We start from the raw sequence: 23,368 nt of genomic DNA on the forward strand, positions 1-23,368 counted from the left end.
TGACGTTGAGCACGAACAATGAAGACAAGCTCCGCGAATATCTGAAGCGGGCCACCGCCGACCTGCGCAACGCGCGCCGGCGCGTCAAGGAGCTCGAAGAGCCCGAGCCCGTGGCCATCGTCCGCATGGCCTGCCGCTTCCCCGGACAGGTCGCCACCCCCGAACAGCTGTGGGACCTCGTCGCCGACGGCCGCGACGGCATCGGCGGCTTCCCCGAGGACCGCGGCTGGGACCTGGACGCCCTCTACGACCCCGACCCCGACCGGATCGGCACCTCGTACACCAAGCAGGGCGGCTTCCTCCAGGACGTCCCGCGCTTCGACGCGCAGCTGTTCGGCATCTCGCCGCGCGAGGCCCTCGCCATGGACCCGCAGCAGCGGCTGCTGCTGGAGGCCTCCTGGGAGGTCCTGGAGCGCGCCGGGTACGACCCGACGTCGCTCAAGGGCAGCCGCACCGGCGTGTTCGTCGGCGCCTCCGCCTCCAGCTACGCCACCGACCTCGACTCCGTCCCCGACGACGTCGAGGGCTACCTCGGCACGGGCAGCGCGGCCGCCGTGGTCTCCGGGCGCCTCGCCTACGCCTTCGGGCTGGAGGGTCCGGCGGTCACCGTCGACACCGCCTGCTCCTCCTCGCTCGTCGCCCTGCACCTGGCCGTGCAGGCCCTGCGCCAGGACGAGTGCTCCCTCGCCCTGGCCGCCGGCGTCACCGTCATGTCCACCCCCGGTCTGTTCGTCGAGTTCAGCCGCCAGCGCGGCCTGGCCGCCGACGGCCGCTGCAAGGCCTTCGCCGACTCCGCCGACGGCACCGGATTCGCCGAGGGCATCGGCGTCCTGCTGCTGGAGCGGCTCTCGGACGCCCGCCGCAACGGCCACGAGGTCCTCGCCGTCATCCGCGGTTCGGCAGTCAACCAGGACGGCGCCAGCAACGGCCTGACCGCCCCCAACGGCCCCTCCCAGATCCGCGTCATCAAGCAGGCCCTCGCCAACGCCCGCCTCGGCGCCCAGCAGATCGACGCCGTCGAGGCCCACGGCACCGGCACCACCCTCGGCGACCCCATCGAGGCGCAGGCCCTGCTGGCCGCCTACGGCAAGAACCGGCCCGCCGACCGGCCGCTGTGGCTCGGCTCCGTCAAGTCCAACATCGGCCACACCCAGGCCGCCGCCGGCATGGCCGGCGTGATGAAGATGGTCATGGCCATGCGCCACGGCCTGCTGCCCCGCACCCTCCACGTCGACGCGCCCACCAGCCAGGTCGACTGGTCGGCAGGCTCCGTACGGCTGCTGCGCGAACCCGTCGAGTGGACCTCCCGCGACGGCGGCCCGCGCCGCGCGGGCGTCTCCGCCTTCGGCGTCGGCGGCACCAACGCGCACGTCATCCTCGAACAGGACGCCCACGACGGCCCCGACGCCGACGCCGACGCCGGCCACGCCGGCGACGGGAGCGCCGCCGCCCCGGCCACCGTCCTGTCCACCCCGCTGATCCCGTGGGCCCTCTCCGGCCACACCCCGGGCGCCCTGCGCGCCCAGGCGGACCGGCTGCGCGCCTTCGCCGCCCGCGAGAGCGCGCCGGGCCCCGCCGACGTCGCCCACTCCCTCGCCACCACCCGCGCCGCCCTGGAGCAGCGCGCCGTGGTCGTCGCCGTCGGCGACAACGGCTTCCAGGAAGGCCTCGCCACCCTCGCCGACGCCGCACCCGGCGCCACCACCGTCGTCCGGGGCGCCACCCTGCCCGGCTCCGGGACCGTCCTCGTCTTCCCCGGCCAGGGCTCCCAGTGGGCGGGCATGGCCGAGGAACTGTACGAGGCGTCGCCGGTGTTCGCCGCCCGCCTCGACGAGTGCGCCGAGGCACTGGCCCCCCACACCGACTGGTCGCTGCTGGACGTGCTCCGGCAGCAGGACGGCGCTCCCGGCTTCGACCGGGTGGACGTGGTCCAGCCGGCGCTGTGGGCCGTGATGGTCTCCCTGGCCGAGCTGTGGCGTGCCGCCGGTGTCGTCCCGGCGGCCGTCGTCGGCCACTCGCAGGGCGAGATCGCCGCCGCCGCCGTCTCGGGCGCGCTGTCGCTCCAGGACGCGGCGAAGGTGTCCGCGCTGCGGGCGAAGGCGATCGTGGCCCTGGCCGGCAAGGGCGGCATGGTGTCCGTCGCCGACACCGCCGACGCCGTCGCCGAACGCATCCGCGCCTGGGGCGAGCGGCTCTCCCTCGCCTCGGTCAACGGCCCCCGCTCCACGGTGGTCTCCGGTGATCCGGAGGCCCTGGACGAGCTGATGGCGGCGTGCGAGGCCGACGGCGTCCGCGCCCGCCGCATCAACGTGGACTACGCCTCGCACTCCGCGCAGGTCGAGTCGATCCGCGACGAGGTCATCGGCCTGCTGGCCGGGATCGAGCCGCGCACCGCCGAGATCCCCTTCTTCTCCACCGTCACCGCGGGCTTCGTCGACGGCACGGAACTCGACGCCGAGTACTGGTACACCAACCTGCGCACCACCGTCCGCTTCGAGGACGGCGTCCGCGCCCTCCTCGCCGAGGGCCACGGCATCTTCGTCGAGGCCAGCGCCCACCCCGTCCTCACCATCGGCGTCCAGGAGACCATCGACACCACGGCCGCCGCCGCCGTCACCCTCGGCTCCCTGCGCCGCGACGAGGGCGGCTCGCGCCGCATCCTCACCTCCCTCGCCGAAGCCTGGGTCCACGGCGCCGACGTCGACTGGGCGACGCTCGTCGCCCCGCACGGCCCCCGCACCGTGGAACTGCCCACCTACGCCTTCCAGCAGCAGCGCTACTGGCTGGAGGCGGCCGGCACCGCCGAGCCCGCGGGCGGGACGCTGCCCGCCGACGAAACCGAGGCGCGCTTCTGGGACGCCGTCGAACGCGAGGACCTCGAAACCCTCGCCGGCACCCTCGACCTGGAGGAGCGCCGCTCCCTGGGCGAGCTGCTGCCCGCCCTGTCCTCCTGGCGGCGCCGCCGCCGCGAACGCTCCACCGTCGACGCCTGGCGCTACCGCGTCTCCTGGGACCGCCTCCCGGAGCCCGCCCCGGCGCCGCTGACCGGCACCTGGCTGGTCGTGCTGCCCGCCGACCCCGCCCACGAGTCCCTGGCCGCCGACTGCGCCGCCACCCTCGCCCGGCACGGCGCCTCGACCGTGACCGTACGCGTCACCGGCACCGACCGGACCGCGCTCGCCGAACTGATCCGCACCGCCGTCGCCGCCTCCGAGATCACGGGAGTCCTCTCCCTCGCCGGCCTCGGCGCCGACGGCGCCCTGCACAGCCTCGTCCTGGTCCAGGCCCTCACCGACGCCGCCGTGACCGGCGCCGGGCTCTGGACCGTGACCCGCGGCGCCGTCTCCACCGGCCGCTCCGACGACGCCGCCGACCCCGCCCAGGCGCAGGTCTGGGGCCTGGGCCGGGTCGTCGCACTGGAACAGCCCCGCAGCTGGGGCGGACTCGTCGACCTGCCGCAGGCCGCCGACGAACGCGCCCTGACCAGGCTCGTCCAGATCCTCGCCGGAGGTGCCGGAGAGGAGGACCAGATCGCCGTCCGCGGCTCCGGCACCTTCGGCCGCCGCCTCGTCCGCGCCGCCCTCGAGGACCGCGAACCGGCCCGCGACTGGCGCCCGCACGGCACCGTCCTCGTCACCGGCGGCACCGGCGGAGTCGGCGCGCACGTGGCCCGCTGGCTCGCCGCCGCCGGCGCCGAACGCCTCGTGCTGGCCGGCCGCCGCGGGCCCGACGCCCCCGGCGCCGCCGAACTCCTCGCGGAGCTGCGTGCCCTGGGCGCCGAGGCCGAAGCCGTGGCCTGCGACGTCGCCGACCGCGACGCGGTCGCCGCGCTGCTGGCCGCGGTACCCGCCGCCACCCCCCTCACCGCCGTCGTGCACGCCGCCGGCGTCCCCCAGTCCACCGTCCTGGAGGACGTCACCCCCGAGGAGTTCGAGCGGGTCCTCGCCGGCAAGGCCGCCGGCGCCACCCACCTCGACGAACTCCTCGGCGACACCGCCCTGGACGCCTTCGTCCTGTTCTCCTCCAACTCCGGGGTGTGGGGCGCCGCCGGGCACACCGCCTACGCCGCCGCCAACGCCCACCTCGACGCGCTCGCCGAACGCCGCCGGGCCCGCGGCCTCACCGCCACCTCCGTCGCCTGGGGCGCCTGGGGCGGCGGCGGCATCATGGAGACCGCCGGCGCCCAGGAGTACATGAGCCGCCGCGGCGTCCTGGAGATGGACCCGGTGACCGCCCTGTCCGCGCTGCTCCAGGCCGTCGAACACGACGAGGCGTTCGTCGCCGTCGCCGACGTCGACTGGTCCCGCTTCGCGCCGGGCTTCACCGCCACCCGCCCCAGCCCGCTGCTCACCGGCATCCCCGAGGCCCGCGAGGCCACCCGGGCCGCCCGCGCCGACGAGGACACCGACGGGGAAGGCCCCTCGGGAGAGTTCGCCCGGCGCCTGCGGCAGGCCCCCGAAGGCGAGCGGGACACCATCCTGCTCGACCTGGTCCGGCGGGAGGCGGCCGCCGTCCTGGGCCACCCCTCCCTCGACGCGATCGAGCCCGGACGCGCCTTCAAGGCGACCGGCTTCGACTCGCTGACCTCCGTCGACCTGCGCAACCGGCTCACCGCCGCCACCGGCCTCATCCTGCCCGCGACGATGGTCTTCGACCACCCGACCCCACAGGCCGTCGCCGACCTGCTGCGCACCGGACTCCTCGGCGACGGGGACACCGCCACCGCGGCCGGCGCCGCCGCCGCGCGGGCCGTCGCCTCCGACGAGCCCATCGCCATCGTCTCCATGAGCTGCCGCTACCCCGGCGGGATCACCTCGCCCGAGGACATGTGGCAGCTCGTCGCCGAAGGCCGCGACGCCATCGGCGGCTTCCCCACCGACCGCGGCTGGAACCTCGACGGCTTCTACGACCCCGACCGCGCCAAGGCCGGTACGAGCTACGTCCGCGAGGGCGGCTTCGTCGACACCGCCACCCACTTCGACCCCGGCTTCTTCGGCATCTCGCCCCGCGAGGCCCTCACCATGGACCCGCAGCAGCGCCTCCTCCTGGAGACCGCCTGGGAGGTCTTCGAACGGGCCGGCCTCGACCCGGACACCCTCAAGGGCAGCAGCACCGGCGTGTTCATCGGAGCCGGATACCCCGGCTACGGCCACGACGTGCAGATGCCCGAAGGCTCCGACGGCCAGATGCTGTTCGGCGCCTCCGCCGCCGTCGCCTCCGGCCGCCTCGCCTACACCTTCGGGCTGGAGGGCCCGGCGGTCACCGTCGACACCATGTGCTCCTCCTCCCTGACCGCCCTGCACCTCGCCGTGCAGGCCCTGCGCACCGGGGACTGCCGCATGGCGCTCGCGGGCGGCGCGATGGTCATGTGCTCGCCCGGCGTCTTCATCGGCTTCAGCCAGCAGGGCGGACTCTCCCCGTCCGGCCGCTGCAAGTCCTTCTCCGAGGACGCCGACGGCACCGGCTGGTCCGAGGGCGTCGGCGTGATCATGCTGGAGCGCCTCTCCGACGCACAGGCCAACGGCCACCAGGTCCTCGCCGTCATCCGCGGTACGGCCGCCAACCAGGACGGCGCCAGCAACGGCCTCTCCGCCCCCAGCGGCCCCGCCCAGCAGCGCGTCATCCGCGCGGCCCTCGCCGACGCCGGACTCGACCCCGCCGACGTCGACGCCGTCGAGGCGCACGGCACCGGCACCACCCTCGGCGACCCGATCGAGGCCCAGGCCCTGCTCGCCACCTACGGCCAGGCCCACACCGCCGAGCAGCCCCTGTGGCTGGGCTCCCTGAAGTCCAACCTGGGCCACTCCCAGGCCGCCTCCGGCGTCGCGGGCGTCATCAAGACCGTCATGGCGCTGCGCCACGGCGTACTGCCCAAGACCCTCCACGTCGCCGAGCCGTCCCGCGAGATCGACTGGGCCTCGGGCGCCGTGGAACTGCTGACCGAGGCCCGCCCGTGGCCCGAGACGGGCCGCCCGCGCCGCGCCGGCGTGTCCTCCTTCGGCGGCAGCGGCACCAACGTCCACGTCGTGCTGGAGCAGGCGCCGCAGACCGAGGAGCCCGCCCGCGTACCCGCCGTCCCGGCCTTCCCGGCCGCCGCACTGCCCTGGATCGTCTCCGGGCGCGGTACGGCCGCCCTGCGCGGCCAGGCCGGACGGCTGCGGGAGTTCGCCGCGGCCGAGGGTGCCGAGGCGCTGCGCCCCGTCGACGTCGCCTGGTCGCTGGCCACCACCCGGGCCGCCCTGGAACGCCGTGGCGCGGTCCAGGCCGACGACCGCGACGGACTCCTCGCCGGGCTCACGGCCCTGGCCGAGGGCACGCCCGGAGTCGGTGTCACCGAGGGCGCCGTCGTCAAGGGCACCGGCCGCCCGGTGTTCGTGTTCCCCGGTCAGGGTTCGCAGTGGGCGGGGATGGCGGTGGAGCTGTACGACTCCTCGCCGGTGTTCGCGGCCCGTCTGGACGACTGCGAGCGCGCCCTGGCCCCGCACACGGACTGGTCGCTGCTGGATGTGCTCCGGCAGAAGGACGGTGCGCCGGGCTTCGACCGGGTGGACGTGGTCCAGCCGGCGCTGTGGGCGGTGATGGTGTCCCTGGCGGAGCTGTGGCGTGCCGTCGGAGTGGTCCCGGCGGCGGTCGTCGGGCACTCGCAGGGTGAGATCGCGGCCGCGGCCGTCTCGGGCGCGTTGTCGCTCCAGGACGCGGCGAAGGTGTCCGCGCTGCGGGCCAGGGCGCTGCTCGCGCTGGCGGGCAAGGGCGGCATGGTGTCGGTGGCGGCTGCGGCCGACGCGGTGGCGGAACGTATCTCCTCTTGGGGTGAGCGCCTCGCGCTCGCTTCGGTGAACGGTCCGCAGTCGACGGTGGTCTCGGGTGATCCGGAGGCCCTGGACGAGCTGATGGCCGCGTGCGAGGCCGGGGGCGTCCGCGCCCGCCGGATCAACGTGGACTACGCCTCCCACGGACCCCAGGTGGAGGAGATCCGCGACGAGGTCATCGGCCTGCTGGCCGGGATCGAGCCGCGTACGGCCGAGGTCCCGTTCTTCTCGACGGTGACGGGGGAGTGGGCCGACGGGTCGGAGCTGGACGCCGAGTACTGGTACACCAACCTCCGGCGCACCGTCCGGTTCCAGGACGCCATCGGTGCCCTCCTGGAACGCGGCCACAAGATCTTCGTCGAGTCCAGTGCCCACCCGGTGCTGACCATCGGCGTGCAGGAGACCATCGAGGCCGCCGGCACCTCCGCCGTCACCCAGGGCACCCTGCGCCGCGACGAAGGCGGAGCCCAGCGCTTCCTGGCCTCCCTCGCCGAGGCCTGGACCCACGGCGCCCCCGTCGACTGGCAGGCCGTCCACGCCGGCCAGGAAGCCGGGCGCGTCGACCTGCCCACCTACGCCTTCCAGAACGAGCCCTTCTGGCCCGATCCGCTGCCGCCCTTCTCCGGCGACGCCACCGGCTTCGGGCTCTCGGACGCCGGGCACCCCCTGCTCGGTGCGGCCCTGAGCCTCGCGGGCGGCGAAGGCCTCCTGTTCACCGGCCGGATCGCCCCCGACACCCAGTCCTGGCTCGCCGACCACGCGGTGTCCGGCACGCCCATCCTCCCCGGCACCGCCTTCGTCGAGCTGGCCGTCCGCGCCGGAGACGAAGCCGGGTTCGCACTGCTGGACGAGCTCACCCTCGAAGCACCGCTGGTCCTCCCGGCCCGCGGCGGTGTCCACCTCCAGGTGCTGGTCGGTCCCGAAGGCGGCGCAGGCACCCGTCCGGTCACCATCCACTCCCGTGCCGAGGACGCCCCCGCCGACCTGCCCTGGACCCGCCACGCCAGCGGTGTCCTCGCACGGGACGTCCGCGCCCCCGGCCACGACCTGACCGCCTGGCCGCCCGCCGCCGCCGAACCCGTCGACCTCGAGGGCTTCTACGCCGCCGCCGCCGAGACCGGCTACCAGTTCGGCCCCGCCTTCCAGGGCCTGCGCGCCGCGTGGCGCCAGGAGTCGACCGGGGACGTCTTCGCCGAGGTCGCGCTGCCCGACAGCCACCAGGGCGAAGCGGCCCGGTACCTCCTGCACCCCGCACTGCTCGACGCCGCGCTGCACGCCATGCGGCTCGGCGAGTTCATCGAGCTGACCGGCCAGGCCCGGCTGCCCTTCGCCTGGAGCGGCGTCGCCCTCCACGCGGCCGGCGCCGGCACCCTGCGGGTCCGCGTCAGCGCGGCGGGCACCGACACCATCGCGGTGGACGTCTGCGACGCGGCCGGCGCACCGGTCGCCACCGTCGACGCGCTCGTACTGCGTCCCGTCGACACGGCCACCCTGCGCCAGGGCGGCGACGGCGGCACCGACGGGCTGTTCCGCCTCGACTGGACGGAACTGCCCTCCGCCGCCGACGCCTCCGCCGCCGGGAACTGGGCCGTCATCGGCTCCGCCGCACCCGGCATCGCGGCCGCCCTGGAGCGCGCGGGCGCTGCCGTCGACCGGTACGAGGACCTCGCGGCCCTCGCCGCCGCCGACGGCGCGGCCCTGCCGCAGACCGTGGTCCTGCCGTACGGAGACCCGGACGCGGGCCCGAGCCCGGACGGCGCGCTCGCCGAGGTCCACGCCCAGGCGGCCGCCCTGCTCGCCACCGTGCAGGAGTGGGTGGCCGGGGAACGCTTCGCCGGATCCCGGCTGGTCGTCCTCACCCACGGCGCGGTCGCCACCCGTACCGGCGAGGACGCCACCGGCCTCGCGCACTCACCGGCCTGGGGGCTGATCCGCTCGGCCCAGGCCGAGAACCCCGGCCGGCTCCTGATCGCCGACCTCGACACCACCGAGGAATCGGCCGCCGCCCTGCGGGGCGCGGTCGCCGCGGCCCTCGTCCACGACGAGCCGCAGACCGCGCTGCGCGCCGGCACCGCCCTGGCGCCGCGCCTGGTCCGGGCCGGCTCGGGCACGGCCCTGCCGGTACCGGGCGGCACCGCCGCCTGGGCCCTGGACACCACCGCCGCCGGAACCCTCGACCACCTGGCCCTGCTGCCCCGGCCGGAGGCGGCCGGACCGCTGCCCGAGGGGGCGGTGCGCATCGCCGTGCACGCCGCCGGGCTCAACTTCCGCGACGTCCTGGTCTCCCTCGGGATGTACCCGGGCGGCGGGTTCATGGGCTGCGAGGCGGCCGGCGTGGTCGTCGAGACCGGCCCGGGCGTCACCCACCTCGCCCCGGGCGACCGGGTGATGGGCATGGTGCCGCACGCCTTCGGCCCCCTCGCGGTCGCCGACGCCCAGATGGTGGCCCGCGTCCCCGAGGGCTGGTCCTTCGAGAAGGCCGCCTCGGTGCCCGCCGCGTTCCTCACCGCGTACTACGCGCTGGTGGACCTCGCCGGCCTGAAGGCGGGGGAGCGGATCCTGGTCCATGCCGCCGCGGGCGGTGTGGGTTCGGCTGCGGTGCAGATCGCCCGGCACCTGGGTGCCGAGGTGTTCGGCACGGCCAGTGAGGGCAAGTGGGACGCGCTGCGCGCGGCCGGTCTCGACGACGCCCACATCGCCTCCTCCCGCGACGCCTCCTTCGAGGAGCGCTTCTGCGCCGCCACCGGCGGCGAGGGCATGGACGTGGTCCTGGACTGCCTGGCCGGGGAACTGGTCGACGCCTCGCTGCGGCTGCTGCCGCGCGGCGGCCGCTTCGTCGAGCTCGGCGCCACCGACGTCCGCGACGCCGGACGGGTCGCCCTGGACCACCCGGGCGTCCACTACCGCCGCTTCGACCTGGCCGAGGCCGGTCCGCAGCGCACCGCCGCGATGCTCACCGAACTGGCGGGCCTGTTCGAGACGGACGGGCTGCGGCCGCTGCCCACCCGCACCTGGGACATCCGGCGTGCGCCGGAGGCCTTCCGCTTCATGAGCCAGGCCAAGCACACCGGCAAGATCGTCCTGACGGTCCCGCAGGGCTGGGACCCCGATGGCACGGTCCTGGTCACCGGCGGCACGGGCACCCTGGGCGCGCTCCTCGCCAAGCACCTGGTCACCACGCACGGCGTACGGCACCTGCTGCTCGCCGGACGGCGTGGCCAGGACGCCCCCGGTGCGGCCGAACTGGTCGCGGAGATAGCCGAGTTGGGCGGCACGGCCGAGGTGGTGGCGTGCGACGCCGCCGACCGCGACGCGCTGGCCGCCCTCCTCGCGGCCGTCCCGGCCGACCGGCCGCTGACCGGCGTGGTGCACGCGGCCGGGGTCGTCGACGACGGCGTCTTCGCCTCGCTCACCCCGGCACGCATGGAGCGCGCCATGCGGCCCAAGGTGGACGCCGCGTGGAACCTCCACGAGCTCACCCGCGATCTGGACCTGCGCCGGTTCGTGCTCTACTCCTCGGCCGCGGGCGTGACCGGGAACTCAGGCCAGGCCAACTACGCCGCCGCCAACACCTACCTGGACGCGCTCGCCCACCACCGCCGGGCCCAGGGCCTGCCCGCCACCTCCCTCGCCTGGGGCATGTGGCACCAGACCAGCGAGCTCACGGCCGGCCTCGACGACACCGACCTGGCCCGGTTCAGCCGCGGCGGCGTCACCCCGCTCACCGCGGAGCAGGGCCTCGCCCTGTTCGACGCGGCCGTGGACCAGGACGAGGCACTGAGCGTCCCCGTCCGGCTCGACCCGGCCGCGCTGCGCGACTCCGCCGGCGGGGCGGGCCTGCCCGCGCTGTACCGCTCCCTGGTCCGCACCCCGGTGCGCCGGGCCGCGGGAACCGCCGACACGGCGGAACCGGACGGCTCCGCGCTCACCCGCAAGCTCGCCGGGCTCTCCGCCGAGCGCCGCCTGGGCGTGCTGCTGGACCTCGTACGGACCAACGTGGCGGCCGTCCTCGGCCACGCCAATCCCGGCTCCATCGAGGCCGACCGGGCCTTCAAGGAGCTCGGCTTCGACTCGCTGACCGCCGTCGAACTGCGCAACCGGCTCGGCGCGGCCACCGGACTGCGGCTGCCCGCGACCATCGTCTTCGACCACCCCACCCCGGTCGAACTCGCGGACCACCTGCGGGACGAACTCGCCCCGGAGACCGCGGAGACGGACACCGGGGCGGGCGCGACGGGCACGGGCGCACCGGTCGACGAGGCACACCTGCGGCGGGCCCTGGCCACCCTCCCGCTGGCCCGGCTGAGCGAAGCGGGCGTCCTCGACACGCTGCTGCGGCTGGCCGGCAGCCCGGCGGCCGAACCGCCCACGTCCGACCACACCGGGGCACGGGAGGACTCGATCGCCACGATGGACCTCGACGATCTCGTGTCCCTGGCCCTGGACGGCGACAACCACTGATACGCGAAGACGAGATCCGGAGATCACATCCATGAGCACCCCCTCGGAAAAGGTCGTCGAAGCGCTGCGGGCGTCGCTGACGGAGACGGAACGGCTGCGCCGGCAGAACCAGCACCTGGTGGACGCCGCGCACGAGCCCATCGCGGTCGTCGCCATGAGCTGCCGCTTCCCCGGCGGCATCGAATCCCCCGAAGACCTCTGGGAGTTCGTCGCCAAGGAGGGGGACGCCGTCTCCGGCTTTCCCGACAACCGCGGCTGGGACCTCGGCGACACGGGAACGGTGCGCGAAGCAGCGTTCGTCCCCGACGTCGACGAGTTCGACGCCGCGTTCTTCGGGATCTCGCCGCGCGAGGCCCTCGCCATGGACCCGCAGCAGCGGCTGCTGCTGGAGGCCTCGTGGGAGGCGCTGGAGCGGGCCGGCATCGACCCGGTCCGGCTCAAGGGCACCCAGACCGGCGTCTACATCGGCGCCTCCCAGCCCTCGTACGCCCAGAGCCTCGGCGACGAGGCCGAGGGCGCCGAGGGGCACCTCGTCACCGGCTCCGTGGCCAGTGTGATCTCCGGCCGGCTCTCCTACACGTACGGCTTCGAGGGCCCCGCGGTCACCATCGACACCGCGTGCTCCTCCTCCCTGGTCGCCGTGCACCTCGCGGCCCAGGCGCTGCGCCAGGGCGAGTGCTCGCTCGCCCTGGCCGGCGGGGTCACCGTGATGGCGTCCCCCGGCCTGTTCGTGGGCTTCAGCGCCCAGGGGGTCATGGCGTTCAGCGGCCGCTGCAAGGCGTTCGCGGCCGGCGCCGACGGGACCTCCTTCTCCGAGGGCGTCGGCCTGGTCCTGCTGGAGAAGCTCTCCGACGCGCGCCGCAACGGCCACGAGGTGCTCGCCGTCATCCGGGGCTCCGCCATCAACCAGGACGGCGCCAGCAACGGCCTCACCGCCCCCAGCGGCAAGGCCCAGCAGCGTGTCATCCGGGCCGCGCTCGCCAACGCCCGGCTCACCCCCGACCAGGTCGACGCGGTCGAGGCGCACGGCACGGGCACCACCCTCGGAGACCCCATCGAGGCCAACGCCCTGCTCGCCACCTACGGGCGCGGCCGGCCCGAGGGCCGGCCGCTGTGGCTCGGCTCGATCAAGTCCAACATCGGGCACACCCAGGCGGCGGCCGGCGTCGGCGGCATCATCAAGACCGTCATGTCGCTGCGCCACGGGGTGCTCCCCAAGACCCTGCACGTGGACGCGCCCTCCCCGCACATCGACTGGGCGGCCGGCGACGTCGAACTCCTGCTGGAGTCCCGGTCCTGGCCCGAGACCGACCACCCGCGCCGGGCCGCCGTGTCCTCCTTCGGCCTCAGCGGCACCAACGCGCACGCCATCCTGGAAGCGGCCCCCGAGGCCCCCGCCGCCCCCGGGCGGCAGGAGGAGCCGGCCGCCGCCCCGGGCGTGGGCACCGGCGGACCGCTCCCGTGGGTGCTGTCCGGCAAGGGGGCGGCGGCGCTGACCGCGCAGACCGCCCGCCTGCGGCGGTTCGTCCGGTCCGATGCCGCGCCGCGGCCCGAGGACGTGGCGCTCTCGCTGGCCGCCACCCGCTCGGCCTTCGACCACCGGGCCGTGGTGCTCGGTTCCACCCGCGAGGAGCTCCTCTCCGCGCTCGACGCGCCCGTCGCGGCGGGTGTGGCGGACGCGGGCGGCAAGACGGTGTTCGTCTTCCCGGGCCAGGGTTCGCAGTGGGCCGGGATGGGTGTCGAACTCCTGGACTCGTCGCCGGTGTTCGCGGCCCGGTTCGCGGAGGTCGCGGCGGCCGTGGAGGCGCATGTCGACTGGTCGGTGGAGGAGGTGCTGCGCGGGGACGGGGACGGCCTGACCCGGATCGAGGTGCTCCAGCCGGTCCTGTTCGCGGTGATGGTCTCCCTGGCCGAGCTGTGGCGGGCGGCGGGTGTGGTGCCGGACGCGGTCGTGGGTCACTCGCAGGGTGAGATCGCGGCCGCGGCCGTGTCGGGTGCGCTGTCGCTGGAGGACGCGGCCCGGGTCGTCGTGCTCCGCTCGCAGCTGTTCGCCGACGAGCTCGTCGGCAACGGCGCCGTCGCCTCCGTCTCCCTGTCGCGCGCCGAGGCCGAGTCGCGCATCGCCCCGTACGGGGACGTCCTGTCCATCGCCGGGATCAACGGTCCGCGCGCGGTGACGGTGGCCGGTGAGGTGGCCCCGCTGGAGGAACTCGTCGCCACCCTGGAGGCCGAGGGGGTGCGGGCGAAGATCGTGCCGTCGACGGTGGCCTCCCACTGCGCGCAGGTCGACCGCCTCCGGGAGCGGGTCCTGGACCTGCTGGGCTTCGTGGAGCCCCGGACGGGTTCGGTCCCGCTGTATTCCACCGTCACCGGCGAGGTCCTGGAGGGCTCCGAGCTGACGGCCGCCTACTGGTACGAGAACTGCCGGCAGCCCGTCTCCTTCGAGCCGGTCGTCCGTTCCCTCCTCGCCGACGGCTTCCGGGCCTTCGTGGAGTCGAGCGCGCACCCGGTCCTCACGTACGGGCTGGTGGAGACGGCCGAAGCGGCGGGCGCGGAGATCCTGGCGACGGGCACGCTGCGCCGTGGCGAGGGCGGTCTGGCCCGGTTCACCACCTCCCTCGCCACCGCCTGGACCCGCGGCGTCGACGTCGACTGGACCTCCGTCCTCACCGGCCGGGACGCCGCCACCGTCGCCCTGCCCACGTACGCCTTCCAGCGCCAGAGTTACTGGCTCAAGCCCGCCCCCGTCCGGCCCGAGACGCCCACCACCGGCCCCGCCACCGCCGACGAGACCGAGGCCCGGTTCTGGGCGGCCGTCGAGGCCGAGGACCTGGAGGCCCTGGCCGGCACCCTCGCCCTCGAAGAGCGCCGGGCCCTCGGTGAGCTGCTGCCCGCCCTCGCCACCTGGCGGCGCGGACAGCAGGCCCGCTCCACCCTCGACTCCTGGCGCTACAAGGCCGCCTGGACCCCGCTGACCGCGGCCCCCGCCACGTCCGCCCCGGCCGGCACCTGGCTGATCGTCACCCCGCCCGCCGCCACCGGCGTGGCCGGTACGGTCGCCGCCGGCCTCGCGGCACACGGCGTCGAGACCGTCGTCCTCGAGACCGACCCCGCCACCGCCGACCGCCCGGCCCTCACGGTCCGGCTCGGCGAGGCCACCGCCGCCCTGCCCGGCCTCGGCGGCGTCCTCTCCCTCCTCGGCCTCGACGGGGCGGCCGGCGCCACCGGCACCCACGTCCTCGTCCAGGCCCTGGCCGACGCCGGGATCACCGCCCGGCACTGGGCCGCCACCCAGGGAGCCGTCGCCGCCGGCCGCGCCGACGCCCCCGCCGTACCGGCACAGGCCCGCGTCTGGGGCCTCGGCCGGGTCATCGCCCTCGAACAGCCCGGCAGCTGGGGCGGCCTCGTCGACCTGCCGCCGGCCCTGGACCAGCGCGCGCTCGACCGGCTCGCCAAGGTCCTGGCCGGCGGCTACGGCGACGAGGACCAGGTCGCCGTGCGCACCAGCGGCGTCCTCGGCCGCCGCCTGGTGCGCGCCCCGCTCGGCGACCGCGAGCCGGTCCGCCGCTGGGAGCCGTCCGGGACCGTCCTGGTCACCGGCGGCACCGGAGGCGTCGGCGCCCGAGTCGCCCGCCGCCTCGCCGCCACCGGCGCCGCCCGCCTCGTCCTCACCAGCCGGCGCGGCGCCGACGCACCCGGGGCGGCGGAACTCGCCGCCGAACTCCGGGCCCTGGGCGCGGACGTGACGCTCGCCGCCTGCGACGTCTCCGACCGCGACCAGCTCAAGGCGGTCCTCGACGCGATCCCCGCCGGTCAGCCCCTGACCGCCGTCGTCCACGCCGTCGGCGTGCCGCAGTACACCCTCGGCTCCGAGACCACGGCCGCGGAGTTCGAACAGCTGTCGGCCGCCAAGGTGGCCGGAGCCGACCACCTCGACGCCCTCCTCGACGGCACCGCCCTCGACGCCTTCGTCCTCTTCTCCTCCAACTCCGGAGTGTGGGGCGCCGCCCGGCACACCGCCTACGCCTCCGCCAACGCCTACCTCGACGCGCTCGCCGAACGGCGCAGGGCCCGCGGCCTGACCGCCACCTCCCTCGCCTGGGGCGCCTGGGGCGGCGGCGGCATGATGGAACTGGAGGGGGCGCAGGAGTACATGCGCCGCCGCGGCGTCCTCGAAATGGATCCGCAGGCCGCCCTGAACGCCATGGTCCAGGCCGTCGAACACGACGAGGCCTTCGTCGCCGTCGCCGACGTCGACTGGTCCCGCTTCGCGCCCGGCTTCACCTCCGAGCGCCCCAGCGCCCTGCTCACCGACCTCGTGCCGCAGGCCGCGCCCGCCGCGCCCCAGCCCGTGGACGAGTCCTCCTCCGACCTGGTCCGCAGCCTGCGCGCGGCCTCCCCGGGCGAGCGCACCACCCTGCTGACCGACCTCGTACGGGCCCAGGCGGCCGCCGTGCTCGGCCACGCCTCGGGCGAGGCCGTCGAAGCGGGCCGGGCCTTCAAGGAACTCGGCTTCGACTCGCTCACCGTCGTCGAACTGCGCAACCGGCTCACCGCCGCGACCGGACTGACCCTGCCGGCGACCCTGGTCTACGACCACCCGAGCCCGGTCGCCCTCGCCCGCTTCCTCGGCGCCGAACTCCTGGGCACCGGCGAGCAGGAGACGGCCGCGCCCGCCACCGGACACGGTGCCGCCGAGGACGACGACCCGGTCGTCATCGTCGGCATGAGCTGCCGCCTCCCCGGCGGCATAGAGACCCCCGAACAGCTGTGGCAGGCGGTCTCCGAGGGCGAGGACCTCGTCGGGGACCTGCCGCGCGACCGCGGCTGGCGGATCGCGGACCTCCCCGGCGAAGGCGCGGCCGAGGGCGGCGGCGAGGACGGCTTCCAGGCCGTCAAGACCCTCAGCCAGGCCGGACTGCTGCGCGGCATCGGAGAGTTCGACGCCTCCTTCTTCGGGATCACCGAGGCCGAGGCCCTGGTCATGGACCCCCAGCAGCGGATCCTGCTCGAAACCGCCTGGGAGGCGTTCGAGCGTGCCGGCGTCGACCCCCGCGGCCTCACCGACGAGCAGATCGGCCTCTACATCGGCGTCGGCTACCAGGGATTCCTGCCGACGGAGCGGATCCCCGAGGAGAGCGAACCGCACTTCGGCAGCGGCATCGCTCCGGCCATCGCCTCCGGGCGGGTCGCCTACGCCCTCGACATCCACGGCCCGACCCTCACCGTCGACACCGGCTGCTCCTCGTCCGGCGTCGCCCTGCACCTGGCCGTGCAGTCGGTCCGGCGCGGCGAGTGCGCGATGTCCCTCGCGGGCGGCGTCACCGTCCTGTCCGCCCCGGTCGCCTGGCACCACATGGGCGGCGCCGCCGCCGACGGCCGCTGCAAGCCGTTCTCCGAGGACGCCGACGGCACCGGCTGGGGCGAGGGCGCCGGCATGGTGCTCGTCGAACGCCTCTCCCGGGCGCGGCGCCTGGGCCACCCGGTGCTGGCCGTCGTACGGGGCTCCGCCGTCAACCACCACGGCGCCGGCAACGGCCTCACCGCCCCCAGCGGCATCTCCCAGCAGCGCCTCATCCGGCAGGCCCTGGCCGACGCCGGCCTGAGCGCCCGGGATGTGGACGCGGTCGAGGGCCACGGCACCGGAACCCCGCTCGGCGACGCCATCGAGGCGGAGGCCCTGCTGGCGACGTACGGCCAGGACCGCCCCGCCGACCGGCCGCTGCTGCTGTCGACCGTCAAGTCCAACATCGGCCACCCGCAGTCCGCCTCCGGCGTCACCGGCGTCATCAAGACGGTGCTGTCCCTGCGCCACGCGCTGCTCCCGCAGATGCTGAACGTCAAGGAGCCCACGAGCCGCGTGGACTGGTCGGCGGGCGCCGTCCGCCTGGTCACCGAGCCCACCCCGTGGCCGGAGACCGGCCGCCCGCGCCGGGCCGGCGTCTCCTCGCTCGGCGCCAGCGGCACCCAGGTCCACCTGATCCTCGAAGCGCCGCCCGCCCCGGAGCCGGCCCCCGCCGGCCCGGCCCGTACCGCCCCGGGCACCGTCGCGGTCCCGCTGTCCGGCCGCACCCCGCAGGCGCTCCGGGCCCAGGCGGCACGCGTCGGCGCCGCACTCGCCGAGGACCCCGCCCTCGACCCCGCCGACGTCGGCTTCACCCTGGCCACCGGCCGGGCCGCCTTCGAACACCGCGCGGTGCTGCTCGCCGCCGGCCGCGAGGAGCTCCGCGCGGCGCTGGCCGCCGTGGAGCGGGGCGAGGAACACCCCCGCGCCGTCACGGAAGGCACCGCGCGGATCGCGTTCACCGGGGCCGTACGCGGCCTCGCGGACGCCCTCTACGCCGCCCGGCCCGTCTTCGCCGACGCCTGGGACGCCGTACGCGCGCACCTCGACGTCCGGCTGGCAGCACCCTTCCCGGCGGTGGCCGAGGCCTTCGCCGAGGAGGTGGCCCTGTTCCGGCTGTACGAGAGCTGGGGCCTGGCCCCGCAGGCGCTGCTGGTGTCCGGCCCCGGCCGGCTCGCCGCCGCGCACGTGGCGGGCGCGCTCACCCTGGAGCAGGCCGTCGAGGCGCTGGCCGTCCTCGCGGACGGAGGACGGCCCCGGGTGACGGGGGCCGCACGGCCGGAAATCGCCCTCCTGGACGCCGGCTCCGGCGAACCGCTCGGCGAGGACTGGACCGAGGGCCTCGCCGAGGCCCTGGCCGCCGCCCCGGCCCCCGCCCCTTCCCCGGACCCGGCGGCCGGTGAGCCGCTGGCCCTGGCCGCGGCCTTCCACAGCGCCGGCGAGCCGGTCGACTGGGCTGCGGTGTTCGAGGGCAGCGGAGCCCACGGCGTGGACCTGCCGACCTACCCCTTCCAGCGCGAACGGTTCTGGATCTTCGGCTGAGGCACCCGCGCACACCCCTGATACCCGTCCACCCCCGGCCCTGACGACCGGGGGTGGACGCGTGTCCGGACCCGCCCGCCCGGCGTCTTAAGCGCGGCTTTAAGCCACGCGTCTACGGTCACGCCCGCGTACCTACATCGATCACGACCGTGGAGGACCCCCCATGCTGGACGAGCAGAAGCGCAAGGAGATCGTCGCGGAGTACTTCCGCAAGGTGAACGAGGGCGACATCGACGCCATCCTCACCCACTTCACCGAGGACGCCCGGATCGAGGACCCGGTCGGCCGTGAGCCCCGGGTCGGCCGCGCCGCCCAGCGCGAGTACTTCCACAGCAACATCGCCGCCGAGGTCACCGTCGCCCCCGGCCACGCCTCCGTCGGCCAGGACGGCAAGCAGGTCGCCGTTCCGGTCGCCGCCACGATGACCAACATCCTCGACCCGAACCGCACCCGCACCAACATCAACGCGGTGGACGTCTTCACCATCAACGCCGACGGCCTGATCGAGGACATGCGCGTGTTCTGGGGCATGAGCGACATCGGCGTCTGAGCCACCCCACCGCGCCGCCGGAGCCCCGGCGCACCCGACAGGCGACCACGACCGAGGAGAGGTACGGAGATGAGCACCCCCGACGAGCACAGCGACCTGTGGATCCGGCGCTTCCACCCCACGCCGGAAGCCCACCACCGCCTGGTGCTGCTGCCGCACGCCGGTGGCAGCGCGTCCTTCTTCTTCCCCTTCTCCAAGGAGCTGGCCGGGCACGCCGAGGTACTGGCCGTGCAGTACCCCGGCCGCCAGGACCGCCGGGCCGAACCGCCCCTGGACGACGTGGCCGCGCTGGTGGAGCAGATCCACCGGGCCCTGCTGCCCTGGACCGACAAGCCGCTGGTGCTGTTCGGGCACAGCATGGGCGCGGTGCTCTCCTTCGAGCTCGCTCGCAGGTTCGAGCGCGAGGGCGTCCCGCTGGCCGGCCTGATCGCGTCCGGCCGGCGCTCGCCGACCGTCCGGCGCGAGGAGAACGTCCACACGCGCGGCGACGACGCGCTGATCGCCGAGATCCGGGCCCTCAGCGGCACCGACGCGGGCCTGCTGGCCGACGAGGAGCTGCTGCGCATGGTCCTGCCGGCGATCCGCAGCGACTACAAGGCCATCGAGACCTACCGCTACCGCCCCGACGGGCCGGGACCGGCCCTGAAGTGCCCGGTCAGCGTCCTCACGGGCGAGTCGGACCCGCGCGTGAGCGTCGCCGAGGCGATGGAGTGGCGGGAGCTGACCAGCGGCGAGTTCAGCCTGCGCAGCTTCCCCGGCGGGCACTTCTACCTGACCCCGCAGCAGGCCGGTGTGACCCGGGCGGTCATCGAGGACCTCGCGGCCTTCACCGCGGTGCCGGCGGGGCGCTGACGCCCGCGCGCGCCGGCCGCGGCCGTACCGATCGACCGACGAACCGAGATGGGTGTCCCCATGCAGACCAAGGTGCAGTTCAGCGCGGCCACGAGAAACCTCCTCGTCGCCCTCTACTCACGGGCCCATGACGCCAAGTCGGGGCGCCCGATCCTGGGCGACCGCCTCGCGGTCCAGGCGGTCGAGTCCATCGAGGACTACGACGAGCTGAAGGTCCAGCTCAAGATGCGCGACGACGACGCGATCTCCCTCGCCATCCGCGGCAAGGAGGTGGACCGCTGGGTGCAGGACTTCCTGAGCCGCAACCCGCGCTCCGTCGTGCTCCACCTCGGCGCCGGCCTCGACGGCCGCGTCTTCCGCATCGAGCCCTCCGACGACGTCGAGTGGTACGACCTGGACCTGCCGGAGATCGCGCAGATCTACCGCGACCTGTTCCCGGAGCGGGACCACCACCACGTCATCGGCGCCTCGGCCCTCGACCCGGACTGGCTGGACGGGATCCCCGCCGACCGGCCGGTGCTCGTCGTCGCCGAGGGCGTCCTGGTGTACTTCACCGAGGAGCAGGTGCGCGACCTCGTCACCCGGATCGTCGGCCGGTTCCCCGAGGGCGAGCTGCTGTTCGACGCCTACACGCCGTTCTCGGTGAAGGCGATGAACAAGCACTGGACGGTCAAGGCGACCGGCCAGCGCTTCATCTGGGGCCTGGAGGACCCGAAGACGCTGGAGCAGTGGGACCCGCGGATCGAGCACAAACTGGAGTGGACCTTCACCGACTCGCCGTACGTGTCGCACATGCCGTGGACCTCGCGGATGATGTGCAAGGCCATGAACGTGATACCGGTGTTGCGGAAGTACAACCGCGTTCTGCGCTACACCTTCTGACGATCAATTAGGCCCGAGAGGGGCCCGGGAGCCGATCGGCTCCCGGGCCCCTTCCGCGTGCCCGCCGCCCGCCGGGTCCGCGGGGCAACCCCTATCCGGAACCCTTACGCACCCCTGAATCCGGCCATGGGCACGCCCTGACATTGCTCCGGAAAGGGGATCGGCGGAATGCTGGTCCGGGCCGCAACCTGGCCGCGGTGCCGTCGTCTTCGGGAGTCGCACGGACGACGACTCCGATGAACACGACATCGTGAAAGGTGGTGTGCGGTGGCGCTGAGCGAGAACGCAATCGCCGCAACAGGACTGACCAAGAACTTCGGGAAGTTCCGGGCACTCGACGGACTCGACCTGACGGTCCGCACGGGCGAGGTGCACGGCTTCCTCGGCCCCAACGGGGCCGGCAAGTCCACCACCATCCGGGCCCTGCTGGGCCTGCTGAGGCTGGACGGCGGACAGGCCTCCCTGCTCGGGAAGGACCCCTGGGCCGACGCGGTGGAGATCCACCGCAGGCTGGCCTACGTCCCCGGCGACGTGAGCCTGTGGCGCAACCTCTCCGGCGGGGAGGCCATCGACACCCTCGGCGCCCTGCGCGGAGGCATCGACCAGGCCCGCCGGACCGAGCTGATCGAACGCTTCCAGCTCGACCCGACCAAGAAGTGCCGCACCTACTCCAAGGGCAACCGGCAGAAGGTCGCCCTCGTGGCCGCCTTCGCCTCCGACGCCGAACTCCTCATCCTCGACGAGCCCACCAGCGGTCTCGACCCGCTGATGGAGGCCGTCTTCCAGGACAGCGTCAAGGAGGTCAAGCGGCAGGGCCGCACCGTCCTGCTCTCCAGCCACATCCTCGGCGAGGTCGAGGCCCTGTGCGACCGCGTCAGCATCATCCGCAAGGGCCACACGGTCGAGACGGGCACCCTCACGGAGCTGCGCCACCTCACCCGTACCGCCCTCTCCGTCGAGTCGGAGCGCACCGTCACCGGCGTCGAGGCGCTCGCGGGCGTCCACAACGTGCAGGCCGAAGGCAATCACGTCCGCTTCGACGTGGACAACGGCAACCTCGACACCGTGCTCTCGCACGTGGCCTCCTTCGGCGTTCGCGCGCTCACCAGCACCCCGCCCACCCTCGAAGAGCTCTTCCTGCGCCACTACGGCGACCACGTGGAGGAGATCGGCGAGCAGAAGACCGGGCGGCGCGCCAAGGCAGGAGCGGGCGCGCGATGAGCGAGTACGCGAACACCCAGCCACTGCTCAAACTCGCGCTGCGCAGGGACCGCATCCAGCTGTCCGTGTGGCTCTACGGCACCGCGGCACTCGCCTACAGCGCGGCGGGCAGCGTCGGCAAGACCTACGCCGACGAGGCCGCCCGGACCGACGCGGTCAAGCTGCTCACCGACAACCCGGCCCTGCTGCTCACCCGCGGCGCGCCCGTCGGCACCAGCGAGGGCGCGCTCGCCATGGTGCAGGTCCTGACGTTCCTGTGCGTCCTGGCCGGCCTGATGAGCACCTTCGCCGTCGTGCGGCACACGCGCCAGAACGAGGAGAGCGGCCGCGCCGAACTCGTCGGGGCGGCCCCCGTGGGCCGGCAGGCGGGCCTCGCCGCGGCCCTGCTGCTGGCCCTCCAGGCCAACGTGGGCCTGTTCATCTTCCTCGGCATCGTGCTGCCGCTGGCCGGGCTGCCCATCGGCAGCTCGCTCGTGGCCGCCGCGGCCGTCGCCGCGACCGGACTCGCCTTCGCGGGCGTGGCCGCCGTCACGGCCCAGCTGTCCGGCACCTCACGGGGCGCCAACTCGCTGGCCGGTGCGGTGATCGCCGTCGCCTTCCTGATCCGCGGCATCGCCGACGCCGGCGGAGAGGTACGGGCGTCGGGCACGGTCGTGGAAAGCTCCTGGCTGTCCTGGCTGTCGCCCATCGGCTGGGCCCAGCGGACCAGCCCGTTCGGCGAGGACAACTGGTGGGTCCTCGTGGTCCCGCTGCTGTTCGCGGCCGCCGCGGCGTCCGTCGCGCTGCGCCTGTCCGCGCGCCGTGACCTCGGCGCCGGCCTGTTCGAGGACCGTCCGGGTCCGGCCGCCGCCGCACCCGGCCTGCTCGGCCCGTACGGGCTGGCCAGGCGCCTGCACCGCGGCTCGCTGATCGGCTGGGCCGTGGGCATCGCCGTGCTCGGCGCGGTGATCGGCGGCATGGGCAAGTCGGCCGGGGACGCCCTGAAGGACAACGCCGACCTCACCGAGACCCTCGGCAAGATCGGCGGCGGGGGCGGCGCCCCCGTGGACACCTTCTTCGCCTCGATGATGGTCATGGTCGGCGCGATCACGGCGGGCTTCGTCGTGCAGGCGCTGCTGCGGCTGCGGGCCGAGGAGACCTCCGGGCGGCTGGAGTCCCTGCTGGCCACCGCCATCGGGCGGGGCCGCTGGGTGGCCGGCCACGTGGCCGTCGCGGTCGTGGGCTCGCTCATCCTGCTGCTCGTCGCCGGACTGGCCGCGGGCCTCACCTACGGGGCCGCCGCGGGCGACGTCGGCGCGGGCGTGGCGGACCTGACCGGGGCGGCGCTGGTCCAGGCCCCCGCGGTCCTGGTGCTCGCAGGCGTCGTCGTGCTGGTGTTCGGCCTGGCGCCGGCGGCCTCCTCCGGCGCCGCGTGGGGGGCGCTCGCCCTCTGCCTGGTCGTCGGGCAGCTCGGGGCCCTGCTGAAGCTGCCCCAGGCGGTGCGCGACATCTCGCCGTTCAGCCACCTGCCGGCCCTGCCCGCGGTGGATGCCGAGGCGCTGCCGCTGGTGCTGCTGACCGCCGTGGCGGTGCTGCTCCTGTGGGCGGGCACCGCCCTGTTCGGACGGCGCGACCTGGCCGCCTGAGCCCGGGCCGCGACCCGGCGCACACAGAGGCCGTCCGCACCGGGATCTCCGGTGCGGACGGCCTCCGCGTGCGGGCGGGCCG

General features: G+C 75.0%; 7 protein-coding genes. All 7 read left to right on the forward strand.

What is annotated here, in order from left to right:
• The first annotated feature begins 5 nt into the window (after window positions 1-5).
• The 7 genes from ACZ7IF_RS32820 to ACZ7IF_RS32850 all read left to right on the forward strand — a co-directional run bounded on the left by ACZ7IF_RS32820 (window position 6) and on the right by ACZ7IF_RS32850 (window position 23,286).
• A complete protein-coding gene (locus ACZ7IF_RS32820) occupies window positions 6-11,270 on the forward strand; it encodes a type I polyketide synthase (protein WP_470979053.1) in 11,265 nt (3,754 codons plus the stop codon).
• Window positions 11,271-11,301: 31 nt separating this feature from the next.
• Window positions 11,302-18,156, forward strand: a complete 6,855-nt coding sequence (locus ACZ7IF_RS32825) for a type I polyketide synthase (protein WP_470979056.1) — start codon at window positions 11,302-11,304, stop codon at window positions 18,154-18,156.
• Window positions 18,157-18,319: 163 nt separating this feature from the next.
• Window positions 18,320-18,706 carry a nuclear transport factor 2 family protein gene (locus ACZ7IF_RS32830; RefSeq protein WP_042804885.1) on the forward strand — a complete coding sequence of 129 codons (387 nt, stop codon included), beginning with the start codon at window positions 18,320-18,322 and terminating at the stop codon, window positions 18,704-18,706.
• A 69-nt stretch (window positions 18,707-18,775) separates the two neighbouring features.
• A complete protein-coding gene (locus ACZ7IF_RS32835; RefSeq protein ID WP_470979060.1) occupies window positions 18,776-19,558 on the forward strand; it encodes a thioesterase II family protein in 783 nt (260 codons plus the stop codon).
• 60 nt (window positions 19,559-19,618) lie between these two features.
• Entirely contained in the window at window positions 19,619-20,440 is an 822-nt protein-coding gene (locus ACZ7IF_RS32840; protein WP_470979063.1) for a class I SAM-dependent methyltransferase, read from the forward strand.
• Window positions 20,441-20,707: 267 nt separating this feature from the next.
• Window positions 20,708-21,661, forward strand: coding sequence for an ABC transporter ATP-binding protein (locus tag ACZ7IF_RS32845; protein ID WP_470979066.1), 954 nt, complete (start codon window positions 20,708-20,710; stop codon window positions 21,659-21,661).
• Entirely contained in the window at window positions 21,658-23,286 is a 1,629-nt protein-coding gene (locus tag ACZ7IF_RS32850) for an ABC transporter permease (RefSeq protein ID WP_470979069.1), read from the forward strand. Before ACZ7IF_RS32845 ends, ACZ7IF_RS32850 begins: the two co-directional genes overlap by 4 nt.
• Window positions 23,287-23,368: the final 82 nt, after the last annotated feature.

It is taken from the genome of Streptomyces sp. NPDC037421 (assembly GCF_055602105.1).